Origin of the sequence: Bradyrhizobium sp. BLXBL-01 (assembly GCF_051853025.1) — a bacterium.
Classification (GTDB): domain Bacteria; phylum Pseudomonadota; class Alphaproteobacteria; order Rhizobiales; family Xanthobacteraceae; genus Bradyrhizobium.
Genome location: NZ_CP182471.1, coordinates 7249447 through 7262471, shown reverse-complemented (window position 1 = coordinate 7262471; position 13025 = coordinate 7249447). Strand labels below are relative to the sequence as shown.

Genomic DNA, 13025 nt, shown 5'->3' with positions numbered 1-13025 from the left:
CAGGCATATTGGAGGTTCTGATGCAGAAATCATATTTGCTGGCTGCGACGGCAGCGCTGGTGCTCATGGTGCAATCGCCGCTCGCACTGGCGCAGGGCGCTCCAGCCACGGGCGGAACCGCCGCGCCTGCCGCGACAAGCACTGCGCCGGCTGCGACGACGACAGCGCCGAGCGCGACCACCGACACGTCCAGCCAGCCCACTGACGGCAAGAAGAGCGCATCGAAGAAGCCGGCGAAGGGGAAGATGACCCGGCAGCAGGAGATCGATCATTCGATCGACACCGGCACCGTGCCGGCGCGCTACCGCAGCTCGGTGCCCAAGCAGTACCAGCAGTACATTCCGTTCGACAAACGGTAACGGATCGCACGGCGGCGCGACGTGAGCGAATGTGGTGCCGCCGATCATTCGGCCCGGGGGGATTGATGAGTGACGAGGTGAAGGATGCCGGCCTTGTGGCCATGATCAGCAGCATCCTGGGAGGCAACAAGCGCGCAGACCATGTTGCACCGCCGCCGCTCGCCGAGGTTCCGCCGATTGTGCCGGCCGATCCCGTGGAGCCGGTCGAGAGGTCCAGGTCCGATGCGGCCGCGGCCAAGGCCGAGCGCGCGCCCGATGCGGCGCCGGCGGCCACCAGGCCGGCCGAGCCGCCCGAGCCAATCGCAACCACGCGGGACGGCAAGCGCCTGCTGCCGGCGGAGGCAATCGCGGATCTCGTGCTCGGCGAGCTGCGCAAGCTGGAAAACTTCCCGAGCTCCGGCGTTTCGGTTACGGTCTATGGTTACCGGCACTGGAACGCGATGCTGACCTTCGCGCCGTTCTCGACCAGTTTCCAGAACGCAACCCGGTTCCGTCAGGCCGTGCCGGACCTCGTCTTCAAACTCCGCCGTTTCGTCGAACTTGAGATATAGTCTCGGTCGTCGGCGCCACACGGCGTCGCCAACGAAACAGTTCGACAGGATCTTCAATTGAGCGTCGCCTTCACCAAGGAAGAGAGCGCCGAAACTGCGTCCGAGACGCTGTTGCCGGACCGCCCGATCTCGCCGCATCCGAACCTCGTGACGGAAGCAGGCTTCAAGGCGCTGCAGACGCAGCTTGCCGAAGCGCGCGCGGCCTACGAAGCCGCGCAAGCCATCGAGGACGTCAACGAGAAGCGCCGGCAGTCGGCCGTGCCCCTGCGCGATCTCCGCTATCTCACCGAACGCTTGCGCACGGCCCAGGTGATGACCGATCCTGTCGCGACCGAAATCGTCGCCTTCGGCAGCACCGTGAGCTTCAGTCGCGCCGACGGCCGGGTGCAGACCTACCGCATCGTCGGCGAGGACGAGGCCGATCCCAAGGCCGGCTCGATATCGTTCGTCGCGCCGGTCGCGAGGTCGCTGATGGGCAAGGCGGTCGGCGACGTCGTCGGCTCTGGCGCGCAGGAGATCGAGATTCTATCGATCTCGTAGGGTGCGCCAACCCAGGTGCGGTTGCGTGGCAAAGAGCGCCATCGACAGCATCAAGCCCATTGGCCTAAAGCATGATCCGGAACAGCGCGAGGCCGTCGTCTCCGCCAAACAAAGCTTGATGATTGGATGAGACGGTTTTTGTCGGGAGCGCTGCCGTTCTACGCGCTGGCTGCCCTCGCCATGTGCATGTACCTCGTACTTTACAGGACGAGCCTGTTCGACCTGAACGCCATCGTCCATGGCGCGACCGGGTCGGCATGGTTTCCGGCCTTCATGTTCGTCTGCGTGCTGGTGGAAGCGGTCTTTCCGTATTTCGGCTATTTTCCCGGCACCGCCCTCATCCTGATGTCCGTGGCGCTCAGTCCGAAGGCCGTGGATGGCTCCGTCTTCGTCGCGGCGTGGCTCGCCATCATCCTGGGCGCCGTTCTCAGCTACGGACAGGCTCGTTTCTTCCGGCCGTTCCTGCAGCGGGTGGCCTCGAAGGCGGCCCTGCGCCGATGCGAGTCCTTGTTCGACGCCTATGGCCCCTATGCCCGCATTGCCTTGTTCGTTCATCCCAACGCCTGCGCGATGTATTTCACGGCGCTCGGACTGCTTGGCCGCAGCCTGAGGCGCGAGCTCGCTTATCTCGGCGTGGGTGCGGCGGCGGCGGTGGGCATTCTGTTCCTCATCGTGACCAGGCTGGTGTCGTCCATCGGCCCCACCGACGATGGCGAATTGCAGGTGCTGCTGGCCGCCGCGCTGGTCGCCATCGGGACACTGATCGGTCTCTACACGGCCTGGCGGCCACAACGCGCGGCGTGAAATGCCGCTCTCCGCCGTCATTGCGAGGAGCTCTTGCGACGAAGCAATCCAGAGTCTTTCCGCAGAGGGATTCTGGATTGCTTCGCTGCGCTCGCAATGACGAGGATTCCATCGTGCGTTACACCTCCGGCAGCGCAACGCCCGTCAGCTCGCTCAATTGGCCGATGAGCTGGTGCTGAAATCTCGGATCGGTCGCCTCGCGGGCCGGCTCTTGCTGCTCGAGATGATGCCAGTAGCGCCCGCTCACCCGCGCCGCGTGATCCTCGCTCACCGCCAGCCAGGTCTGGGTCCGTTGCCCCGTGTCGATATCGACCGGGGCGCCCGCGCCGCCCATCTTCGTGCGCACCCAACCGGGATCGACGGCGTTGCAGAGGACGTTGGGCCAGCGCCGCGCCAGCGCGTAGGCGAGCGCGACGACGTGCAGCTTGCTCTCGGCATAGGCCTTGGCCGCATTCCAGGCCCGCTTGGTCCAATCGAGGTCGTCGAGCGAGCCCTCTCCGCCGCGGTGCAATCCGCTGCTGAGATAGATCAATCGGGCGGGCCGCGCGATCAGGGCCGTCAGCATGAACGGCGCAAGCGTGTTGATGGCCAGCGTCTCGGCATGGCCTTCAGGGCTCGCGCCGCGGCTCGGCCGCGTGTAGACGCCGGCATTGTGGATGACCCCATCCATGCGCCCGATCGCGTTGACCTGGTCAGCGATGCTCCGCGTCTCCCCGGCGCTTCTGAGGTCGCCGATCACCAATCCCCGGGCGCGCGAAGTGAGCCCGCCGAGGGCCGCAGCACGATCGGCCGAACGCGCGTGCAGCACGACGTGGTGGCCCCGATCGAGGAGCGATTGCGCCGCCGCCGGCCGAGGCCGTCCGTGCTGCCGGTGATGAATATGGTCGCCATGGGGTTCTCCTAGGATTTCAGGACGCAAACTACGGCGCTCGCGGCACTCGGGTCCCGCGCCCCCAAGGCCTGCGGACCCGAAGCAAGGGGGCCTCCAGCGGCATTTTGCGGAACTCGCCGCTTTCGTCGATCACGAAAGGCGAATTGACGCGTAGTCGATCGAAAATCAACTCACGGTACCTCTGGTCGAAAGCACCTGATGGTGGAATAATTCCCGACACATTCTTGATTAGATTTTGACGTCGGCCGCGAACCGGCTGGCGACGTGGATTTTCATCATGGCCGCGCTTCCTCAGGACGTTGTGGCGGATTTGCAGCAGGAGAACGCGCGGCTCCTGGCCGAATTGCGCGCCGCACAAGATCGCGAGACCGCCACCGCGGACATTCTCAAGATCATTGCCAGTTCGCCATCGGAGGTGAAGCCGGTATTCGATGCGATCGCGAGGCGCGCAAATGCCTTGCTCGGCGGCTTTTCGACGACCGTATTCCGCTTCATCGAAGGCAATGCCCACTTGGCGGCGTTCACGCCGACGAATCCTGCCGCCGATGAAGCGTTGAAGAAGATGTTTCCGCGTCCGATCGCCGATTTCGAGAGTTTTGCGAGGGCAGAGGCCGGTAAGGTGGTGCCGACGCCCGATACTGAAGCGCTGACGAACGACATCAAATTCATCGCGCGGGCCCGCGGCTTTCGCAGCATGTTGTTCGTTCCGCTCGCGACCGGCGGCGTGGTGATCGGCATGATCAGCGTCACGCGAGCCGAGCCGGGGGCCTTCGCTCCGCATCATGTGCAGCTTCTGCAGACCTTCGCCGACCAGGCTGTCATCGCCATAGAGAACGCGCGGCTGTTCGACGAGGTGCAGGCGCGCACCGACGACTTGCGGGAATCGCTGCAGCAGCAGACCGCGACCGCCGATGTGTTGAAAGTCATCAGCCGCTCCGCGTTCGATCTGCAAACGGTTCTCGACACGCTGACGGAATCGGCGGCGTGGCTGTGTGGTGCCGACATGGCGGCAATCGTCCGGCACGATGGCGACGGTGGCTACTATCATGCAACTCGCTACAATTTCTCGCCCGAGTGGGCCAAGGCCTCGGCGGGCGTTCGGCTCAATGCGGGACGCGGTAGCCTGGTCGGGCGCGTCCTGCTGTGCGGCAAGGCTGTTCAGATCCCGGACGTCCTGGTCGATCCCGACTATGCCTATCCCGAGCAACAGAGGGCCGGCGGTTACCGCACCCTCCTGGGCGTACCCTTGCTCCGGTCCGGAGAAACGATCGGCGTGCTATTCCTGGGCCGCAAGACCGTGAACTCGTTCACGGGCAAGCAGATCGACCTGGTCTCCACTTTCGCCGATCAGGCCGTGATCGCGATTGAGAATGTGCGGCTGTTCGATGAGGTCCAGGCGAAGACGCGCGATCTCGCCGAATCGCTCCAGCAGCAAACCGCGACTGCCGACGTGCTGAAGGTGATCAGCCGCTCGACCTTCGATCTGCAAACCGTGCTCGACACGCTGGTCGAGTCGGCGGCACGGCTGTGCGAAGCGGAGATGGCCTTCATCATGCGCCGCGAGGGCGATGAATATCAGGCCGGAGCAGCGGTCGGGTTTTCCGAGGACTACATCGCTTTTCTGCAGGCTCATCCGATCGCCCCCGGCCGGGGCACGGTCACGGGTCGAGCGGTCCTCGAACGCCGTCCGGTGCAGATCCTCGACGTCGCTGCCGATCCCGAATACGGCCTACAGGCGTCGATCACGATGGCTGGTCAGCGCACGGCGCTCGGTGTTCCACTCCTGCGCGAGAATGAGCCGATCGGCGCGCTCGTGATCGCCCGCAAGCGCGTGCAGCCCTTCACCGAAAAGCAGATCGAACTCGTCGCCACGTTTGCGGACCAGGCGGTGATCGCCATCGAGAATGTCCGGCTGTTCGAACAATTGCAAACCAGGACGCGCGATCTGTCCGAGGCGCTGACGTACCAGACCGGCAGCGCCAATATCTTGCGGGTCATCGCTTCCTCCCCGACCGAAGTCGGTCCGGTGCTCAAGGCGATCGTGGAAAGCGCATGCGGGCTTTGCGAGGCATATGATGCACTGGTCATTCTGAGGGATGGCGACGATATCGTCATCCAGGCGCACCATGGCCCGGTTCCCGTGGTGTGGAGCCGACGACCGATCAGTGTCAAATCGCCGACCGGCTGGGCGATTATCGATCGTCGCACCGTTCAGGTGCACGACCTGCTCGGGCCCGAAGGGGAGCAATACCCGACAGGACGCGAATATGCGCTTCGCTCCAACGTTCGGACCGTTTTGAGTGTGCCGCTCTTGCGCGAAGGCGAGAGCATGGGGGCGATCGTGCTGCGTCGTACCGAGGTGCGCCCATTCGACGACAAGCAGATCACGCTGCTGCAGACCTTTGCCGATCAGGCTGTTATCGCCATCGGCAACGTGCGTCTGTTCGAGCAATTGAATGAATCGCTGGAGCGGCAGACGGCAACATCGGAGGTGCTGGAAATCATAAGCGCTTCATCGGGCGCACTCACTCCGGTCTTCCACAAGATGCTGGAGAATGCGACGCGAATTTGCGGCGCCGGTTTTGGCACCATGAATCTCTACGAGGAGGGCGGCTTTCGCACGGTCGCATTGCACAACGCGCCGCAAGCTTATGTCGATACCCGGCTCTACCAGCACATTCGCCCACATCCCGCGAGCGGGCTCGGCACCGTCGAGAAGACGCATCAGACGGTTCATATCGACGACATCAGGACGCAGCCGCCCTATGTCGAAGGCAACCCCAACGTTCGCGCGCTTGCCGACCTTGCCGGCGCAAGGACCCTCGTCATCGTGCCCATGCTCAAGGAAGATGAGCTGATTGGCACGATCACGATCTTCCGCCAGGAAGTCAAACCCTTCACGGACAAGCAGATCGAGCTCGTATCCAATTTCGCGCACCAGGGCGTGATCGCGATCGAAAATGCGCGCCTGCTGAATGAGTTGCGCGAGCGCACCATGGAATTGTCGCAATCGCTCGAGGAGTTGCGAAATGCGCAGGACCGGCTGGTCCAGACCGAGAAGCTTGCCTCGCTCGGGCAACTCACGGCCGGCATTGCGCACGAGATCAAGAACCCGCTCAATTTCGTCAACAACTTTGCGGCGCTGTCCTCCGAACTCACCGACGAGCTCGGCGACGCGCTGCGCTCAGCCGGCCTGGGCGAGGCGGAAAGGCAGGACATCGACGCGCTGATACACATGCTGAGAGGTAACCTTAAAAAGATCGTGCAGCACGGAACGCGCGCCGATTCCATTGTCAAGAATATGCTTCTGCATTCCCGCGAAGGGTCTGGCGAACGCCGCGCGGCCGACATCAACGCCATCCTCGAGGAAAGCCTCAACCTCGCCTATCACGGAGCCCGCGCGGAAAGAGCCGGCTTCAACATCACGCTTGAAAGAAAGCTGGATCCGTCTGCGGGCGCGCTCGAGCTGTATCCGCAGGAAATCACGCGGGTGTTCCTCAATCTGGTTTCAAACGGTTTCTACGCGGCAAGCAAGCAAAAGGACGCCGCCGGTGACGGCTTCGAGCCAAGGCTGCGCGCGACGACCACAGACCTCGGCGGCGCCGTCGAAATCCGCATTCGCGACAATGGCACCGGCATCCCGGCCGATGTCAGAGAGAAGATATTCAATCCGTTCTTCACCACCAAGCCCGCCGGCGAAGGAACGGGCCTTGGCCTTTCGATCTGCCACGACATCATCGTGAAGCAGCACGGCGGCAGCATCGAGGTCGATACCGAGCCGGGCGAATATACCGAGTTCATCATTACGCTGCCGCGCACGCGGGCGGCACCGTTGCAGACGGGAGGCAGAAGTTGAGCGTCTATATAATGGTCGTTGACGACGAGCCCGATGTCGAGGCGCTGTTCCGCCAGCAGTTTCGGCGCGATCTGCGCGCCGGTCGTTTTCTGATGGAGTTCGTATCCTCGGCACCCCTGGCATTGCAGCGCGCGGCAGAGATTGCGGATGCCACCCTGATTCTGATCCTGTCCGACATCAACATGCCCGGAATGAGCGGACTGGAGATGCTGCCTATCGTGCGCTCGGCCCGCCCCGATGTGCCTGTCATCATGATCACGGCCTACGGTGATGCCGAGACCAGGCGCAAGGCGCTGGAGAAGGGCGCCGCCGACCTATTGACCAAACCAATCGACTTCGCGGCGCTGCGCCAGGAGATCGATACGAGGCTTGAACAGGCCGCATGACGCAACCATTGTGACAAACTGAATCGCTCGGAAAGTGAAACTTCGCAAACGCTACCCCAATTGAAAGCAGGCATCCTCCGTCAATCTTCGTCAGAAAAATCGGGGATTCAAAATGAAGACGCTCTTGGTCCCGCTTCAGAATATTCCGATGATGACAGCCACGCTCGCTGTGGCCTTGGATATCGCGCGACGTTCCGGCGCCTATATCGAAGGTTTTCCACTCCGGTTCGGCATCCCTCAATATGCGGCCGCCGAATTGGCCACCGGCATTCTCCTGGATTCGTATCAGGTGAAGAGCGAAGCCGAATTGAACGACATGCGCAACTTCTTCGAAGCATTCATGCTCAAGCATGTTGTTCCTCGAGCCACCGCAGGGTCGAACCCGCCATGCTTCGGCTGGCTGGAGAACGCGCCTGAGGGCGAAGACTTTATCGGAAGTTATGGGCGCGCTTTCGATCTGATCGTGATGGCGCGGTCTGACGTTGATGCTGCGGGCCCTCACCGCCGCGCGATCGAATCCGCGCTGTTTGAGAGCGGCAGGCCCGTTCTGCTGGCGCCGTCGAATGCACCAAGAAGCGTCGCAACAAACATCATGATTCACTGGAACGGGAGTACCGAGCAAGCTCGGGCAAACGCATTTGCCATGCCGTTGCTTCGTCTGGCCGAAAGGGTATCGGTCCTAACGGTTGTCGGCGGCCAAGCGGTGCCGGGACCGTCTGCCGGTCAGATCGCTCGGCAACTCCAATACAATGGCATTGCGCCCAGCTTGATCAGCGTCGAGCTGGAGGGGCGCGAAACTGGTGAGGCGGTCCTCGATGCCGCCAGGGCACACGGTTGCGATCTATTGATCAAAGGAGCCTTCACCCGCACGCGGCTGCGGCAGATGATATTCGGTGGGGCGACCAGCTATATCATGGAGCACGCGGATATCCCCGTTCTTATGGCTCACTAGCGCACAAAAGGCATGGTTCTTTCGTCGCTGGTGAGACAATCTATTGATTCACGGAGCGACAGCGCGTGGCTTTGGCTATCAACATTCGGTCCGACGATCCCTCGGCAAAGCAGATCGAAGCCTTGTGGGATGAAGTTGCCGCGTTTGAGAGCCAGCCTTCGATGAGGGCTCTCGGCTATCGCCCGCATTTTACATTCGCCATCTATGATGCGCCCGAGATTACCGCGGAGATCGCGTGGGACACCATGCTCCGCGCGGTAGGAGGCGAAGGGCAACTACTCGTCGCGTTCAAGCGAATTCGTTGGTTCGCAGGTCCGCCGCTGGTGCTCTGGGCGGAGCCGGAATTCGATGAAACGCTCGTCAGGTGGCACGCTTCGATCAGCGCTGCGATCGATCCAGCCTTTTGTCGGCTGCACTATCGGCCGGGAAACTGGCGACCTCATTGCACGCTCGGCACACAAATCGCCGACGCAAAGCGTGATGACGCGATCGCTTTCGCGCAGTCATTCAACGGGAGCATCAGCGTGCTGTTCGATGTCGTGGATTGCGTTTCTTTTCCGCCCGTGCGGGTGGTTGCAGAACAGCGGTTGCCGGTTCGGGCTCCGTGAGCCGACGTCCCGCTCATCGATGCATCCGGCCGCTCCAGCCGCGACGATTATCCGTAAGGCCTCTCCCGACGATGCCATCCTGCCCCTGTTTTGCCCGACAAGTCAAACGCGACTTCGGAAAAGGCGTAACCCCTTGATCCCGCTGGTGCCGTCTACTGTGCATGGGGTTGTTTTCGAATTTTGACAGAGCGGAAGCAAGACCCGCAAGTCCGTCTACGCTCTTCGAGCTACGCCGGATACGCGTCGCTACTATTGGGCGTGGCTGCGCCACGCGAAGCCTTGGCGAAGCGTGGTGGGCGCACAAGGGATCGAACCTTGGACCTCTCCCGTGTGAAGGGAACGCTCTCCCGCTGAGCTATGCGCCCGGGACCATCATGCAGGCGGCCGGACCTTTCGGCCGGCCGGCACATTGGAGCCCGCGATTTAGAAGTGCCGGCCGAAGGTGTCAAGTTTTGAAGGCGTCGCGGGGGCGGAAAACCTTCGGCAGGTCGGCCCATTTGCTAGGGAAGCCGGATTTTGGCCGGTTACGCGCCCTGCTGGCGGGCGCGGGAGGCGTGGGCCTGGAGCGCGCGGATGCGCTCGGCGAGCGTTCCGCCGCCTTCGGGCAGGCGGGCAGCCGGAGCGCCGTTGGTTGCGGCGTCGTTGGCCGGGCGCGGCGCCGGCTTCGGCGGCTGGCCGGCCTCGGCCGCGAGCAGCGCCTCGATCGGCGAGTTCGGGCCTTCGAGCTGCATCGCGAGCTTGGCGACTTCGGCCGCGATGTCGTTGATGCGTTCGCGCAGCAGCGCGTTCTCCATCCGCTCCGTCGCCCAGGAACTCTCGGCCTGCTGCTGGATCGCGTTGATGTCGCGCTGGAGTTTCGCGCGCTCGTCGCGCGCGCTGCGCAGCTGCTCCTCCAGCGTGGCCTTTTCCGCACGCAGCTGCTCCATCGCAGCCGACGACTTGCCGCCGCTGAGGCCCGCGATCTCGACGCGCAGCTCCTTGATGGTGCGCTCGTTGGCCTCGTTGGCCTGGCGCAGCTGGTTGTTCTCGTAGTCGCGCTCGGCGAGCAGCTTGCCCTGCGTGGCAAGGCGTCCTTCGAGATCTGCGACGCGGCTCGATAGCATCTCGGCCTCCTTGACCTGCACGATGAGCTGGCGGTCGAGCTCGGTGACGCGCTGGCTCAGATTCTCGACGCGGCCGCGCGCCTCGTTGAGCTCGCGCGAGGCGGTCTCGGATTCGGTGCGCTCCTGTGCGAGACGCGCTTGCGTCGCGGCAAATTCCTTCTCGGCATCGCCGACGCGGTGCTTCAATTCCTCGATCTGCGTTCGCACCGCGACCAGCTCGACCTGGCGGCTCTCCGCCATCATCGAGCGGTCGGACAGTTCGGAGTTGATCTTGGCGAGCTCGGCCTGCTTGTCGGCCAGCGCGATCTCGGCCTGGCGCAAGGCTTCCGTCTTGGCGCTGAACTCCTCCTCGGTGGCGCGGAGCTGCTCCTTCACCGCCTTCTCGCGCGCCTCCAGCGCGAAGATCGTGGCGTTCTTCTCGCCGAGCTCGATCTTCATGCGGTTGATGGCGTCGCTCTTCTTGCCGAGCTCGGCCAGCTGGCTCGTGGTCTTGTTCTTGAGCTGCTCGACGCTCATCTCGAGCCGCCGGGCGGACATGGCGAACTCGGCGCGGAGCTGGTCCTTGTCGGCCTGGATCTCGGCCATCGACAGCGGGGTGGCGGCCTCTAACCGGCGCGTGGTCAGGCGCACCGCGCGGTTATGCACCAGCGGCACGATTGCGAGCCCGCACAGCATGGAGAGCAGGAAACCGATCGCCAGGTACATGATCGGTTCGACCATGGGCCAGAACTCCCAAGCTTAAGGAAAAATTCACCAACGACAATGCCATGGCGGGCCGGCAAAAAGCCAGCCCCGCGCTGTCGTTAACCTTGATCGCAGTGGGGAGGGCGGGGGCCTAGAACGGGTTCCAGGTCGCGCGCGGGGTGTATTTGAGATAGCCGATATTGGCGCCCAGCCGCAGGCCGAGCCCCGAGCGGATCGGCACCAGCACGATGTTGTTGGCGGTGAGCGCCGTCATGCCGAAGCCGCCGATGATGTAGGCCGAGCCGTCGATGCCGCCGAAGCGCTGGTAGATCGCGTTGGTGGCGGGCAGGTTGTAGACCAGCGTCATGGTGCGGGCGCCGTCGCCGCCCCAGTCGAAGCCGAGCGAGGGGCCCTGCCAATAGACGCGCAAATCGCCGGCGTTCTTGGTGTAGAGCGTGCCTTCGCCGTAGCGCAGGCCGGCGACGAAGGCGCCGGAGCCTTCCTCACCCAGGATGTAGCCGTTCGGCAGGCCCCATTGGCTGACCGCCTTCTCGATGATCGAGGCGAGCCCGCGCGAGACGTTGCCGAAGAAGCGATGGCCGGCGGTGACGAGCTCGTCCGGCCCATAGGTGTTGGGCGTCGGGGTCCGCTGCGGCGGCGGCAGGTCAGGCGGCGGCGCCTGCTGGGCGGCGGCCGGCACGATCCAGCCGATCATCCCGGCAAGCGCGAGCGCAGCAAGGCGTGATGCGAAAGTCATAAAAGAACCCCTGGTACCGAATCCGGTCGCTTCCTTAACCTGACGCCAACAGGCACGGCTCTAGGTTGCGCCGGATGTCCCCTCGACTCGGATGTTATCCGCAGCAACTATGACGGCACAACGGCAGGAAGATAGCCCTTTGCGCCCCGGAATTGCCTTGATCGCCCGCCGCCTCTGCCTGCTTGCGGGCATTTGGATCGTCGGCGCGGGGGGGCCGGCAGGGGCCGCCACCACCGAGCGGATCGTCGTCAACCGCTTCACCGGCGTCGCCATCGAGGGCTTCGACCCCGTCGCCTATTTCGTCGCCGGCGCGGCCGTGCTGGGGACAGCGGAGTTCGAGGCGAACCTCTGGGGCGCCGTCTGGCGCTTCCGGAACGAGGGCAACCGCGCCTCTTTCCAGGCCCATCCCGAGATCTACGGACCGCAGTTCGGCGGCTATGATCCAGCCGACATCGCCCGCGGTGTCACCGTTGCCGGCAATCCGCATTTCTTCGCGATCGTGGCGCAGCGGCTCTATCTGTTCAGCCGGGAAGACAATCGCGATGCCTTCGTCGCCGATCCCGATCGCTTCCTCTATGAGGTGGGCAAGCGCTGGCCGGCCCTGCAGGAGAAGCTCGGGCAGTAAGCGAGCCCGGTCAGTAGCAGCCTACCGCCTGCGGGTCGCCCCAGGCGATGAATTCCGGGATGATGAAGTCGGTATCGCTGCGCTGGCCGAATCGGAGCTCGCCGCCTTTGCCATCGGTTACCTTGCCGCCGGCCGCGGTCACGACCGCGCAGCCGGCCCCGACGTCCCATTCCGAGGTCGGCCCGAAACGGGGATAGATGTCGGCGCTGCCTTCCGCGATCCGGCCGAATTTCACGGCCGAGCCGCACGTCATCCTGACCGCATTGGGCCTGTTGTCGATGAACGCCTCGCTTCTGGCATCGCCATGCGAACGGCTCACCGCCGCGATCCAGGGCTCCCCTCGCGTCGGCAGCTTGCGGGTGCGGATCGGCTCGGCGGCGGCGATCGTCGTGCCGTTGAACCTCACGCGTTCGGCGCCGTGGCCGACGATGCCGCGCCAGAGCAGGCCGAGCGCGGGGGCGGACACGATGCCGAGCAGCGGTACGCCTTCCGTCACCAATGCGAGATTGACCGTGAATTCGTCGCGGCCGGCGACGAATTCCTTGGTGCCGTCGAGCGGATCGATCAGGAAGAAGCTGCTCTGAAACGGCGGGGAGGCGAGCCCGGTCCGCTCCTCCGACAGCGTCGGAACATCGCCCGCGAGCTGCGCGAGACCGTCCGCGATGATGCGGTCGGCGGCAAGGTCAGCCTCGGTCACCGGCGAGCCATCCTGCTTGCCGTCGATCCGCATGGCAGCGCGGTTGACGGCAAGGATCGCCTCGCCCGCCTTCACCACCAGCGCGGTCAGCGGCTCCATCAGGCCAAAGGCGGCCGCTCCGTCAATGATCCGCTTCACCTGCATGCCTCATCTGTCGGCAAAATCGTTCCTCGTCCACTGATTCGCCCCGATCGATTCGCTTGGGCTTATG

12 protein-coding genes, 1 tRNA gene and 1 pseudogene are annotated in these 13025 nt (G+C 63.9%); 9 read left to right on the top strand and 5 right to left on the bottom strand.

Going from position 1 to position 13025, the window contains the following annotated elements; genetic code table 11:
* Window positions 1-20: 20 nt before the first annotated feature.
* The 4 genes from ACNJYA_RS33570 (at window position 21) to ACNJYA_RS33555 (ending at window position 2254) form a co-directional block, all read left to right on the top strand.
* Window positions 21-359, top strand: coding sequence for a hypothetical protein (locus tag ACNJYA_RS33570; RefSeq protein WP_439401486.1), 339 nt, complete (start codon window positions 21-23; stop codon window positions 357-359).
* Window positions 360-424: 65 nt separating this feature from the next.
* Window positions 425-910, top strand: coding sequence for a hypothetical protein (locus ACNJYA_RS33565; RefSeq protein WP_212260423.1), 486 nt, complete (start codon window positions 425-427; stop codon window positions 908-910).
* Window positions 911-967: 57 nt separating this feature from the next.
* The gene (gene greA, locus ACNJYA_RS33560; RefSeq protein WP_260382282.1) at window positions 968-1450 is read left to right on the top strand and encodes a transcription elongation factor GreA; all 483 of its coding nucleotides are present in this window, start codon (window positions 968-970) and stop codon (window positions 1448-1450) included.
* Window positions 1451-1576: 126 nt separating this feature from the next.
* Window positions 1577-2254 (top strand): hypothetical protein, encoded by a 678-nt coding sequence (locus ACNJYA_RS33555; protein ID WP_172788397.1) that lies wholly within the window; start codon window positions 1577-1579, stop codon window positions 2252-2254.
* 118 nt (window positions 2255-2372) lie between these two features.
* On the opposite strand, the pseudogene ACNJYA_RS33550 reads toward ACNJYA_RS33555, so the two are convergent.
* Window positions 2373-3145 (bottom strand): annotated as a pseudogene (locus tag ACNJYA_RS33550) (SDR family NAD(P)-dependent oxidoreductase).
* 278 nt (window positions 3146-3423) lie between these two features.
* On the opposite strand from ACNJYA_RS33550, the gene ACNJYA_RS33545 reads away from it, so the two are divergent.
* The 4 genes from ACNJYA_RS33545 to ACNJYA_RS33530 all read left to right on the top strand — a co-directional run bounded on the left by ACNJYA_RS33545 (window position 3424) and on the right by ACNJYA_RS33530 (window position 8948).
* On the top strand, window positions 3424-7002 hold the full coding sequence (locus ACNJYA_RS33545) for a GAF domain-containing protein (protein ID WP_439403502.1): 3579 nt from the start codon (window positions 3424-3426) through the stop codon (window positions 7000-7002).
* Complete coding sequence (locus tag ACNJYA_RS33540) at window positions 6999-7388, top strand: response regulator (protein WP_260382285.1); 390 nt, start codon at window positions 6999-7001, stop codon at window positions 7386-7388. The genes ACNJYA_RS33545 and ACNJYA_RS33540 overlap by 4 nt, the downstream gene beginning before the upstream one ends.
* Window positions 7389-7500: 112 nt before the next feature.
* A complete protein-coding gene (locus tag ACNJYA_RS33535; RefSeq protein WP_439364551.1) occupies window positions 7501-8340 on the top strand; it encodes a universal stress protein in 840 nt (279 codons plus the stop codon).
* A gap of 65 nt (window positions 8341-8405) precedes the next feature.
* Complete coding sequence (locus tag ACNJYA_RS33530; RefSeq protein ID WP_439401485.1) at window positions 8406-8948, top strand: 2'-5' RNA ligase family protein; 543 nt, start codon at window positions 8406-8408, stop codon at window positions 8946-8948.
* Window positions 8949-9238: 290 nt separating this feature from the next.
* Here the strand turns inward: ACNJYA_RS33530 and ACNJYA_RS33525 are convergent.
* The 3 genes from ACNJYA_RS33525 to ACNJYA_RS33515 all read right to left on the bottom strand — a co-directional run bounded on the left by ACNJYA_RS33525 (window position 9239) and on the right by ACNJYA_RS33515 (window position 11492).
* A tRNA-Val gene (locus ACNJYA_RS33525) sits at window positions 9239-9313 on the bottom strand.
* A 159-nt stretch (window positions 9314-9472) separates the two neighbouring features.
* Window positions 9473-10771, bottom strand: a complete 1299-nt coding sequence (locus ACNJYA_RS33520) for a hypothetical protein (protein WP_172788391.1) — start codon at window positions 10769-10771, stop codon at window positions 9473-9475.
* Between the two features lie 115 nt (window positions 10772-10886).
* Window positions 10887-11492, bottom strand: coding sequence for a DUF1134 domain-containing protein (locus ACNJYA_RS33515; protein ID WP_439401484.1), 606 nt, complete (start codon window positions 11490-11492; stop codon window positions 10887-10889).
* Between the two features lie 139 nt (window positions 11493-11631).
* Between ACNJYA_RS33515 and ACNJYA_RS33510 the strand changes: the two genes are divergently transcribed.
* Entirely contained in the window at window positions 11632-12117 is a 486-nt protein-coding gene (locus tag ACNJYA_RS33510; RefSeq protein ID WP_439401483.1) for a YHS domain-containing (seleno)protein, read from the top strand.
* A 10-nt stretch (window positions 12118-12127) separates the two neighbouring features.
* On the opposite strand, the gene cysQ is transcribed toward ACNJYA_RS33510, so the two are convergent.
* On the bottom strand, window positions 12128-12958 hold the full coding sequence (gene cysQ, locus ACNJYA_RS33505) for a 3'(2'),5'-bisphosphate nucleotidase CysQ (protein ID WP_212260415.1): 831 nt from the start codon (window positions 12956-12958) through the stop codon (window positions 12128-12130).
* Window positions 12959-13025: the final 67 nt, after the last annotated feature.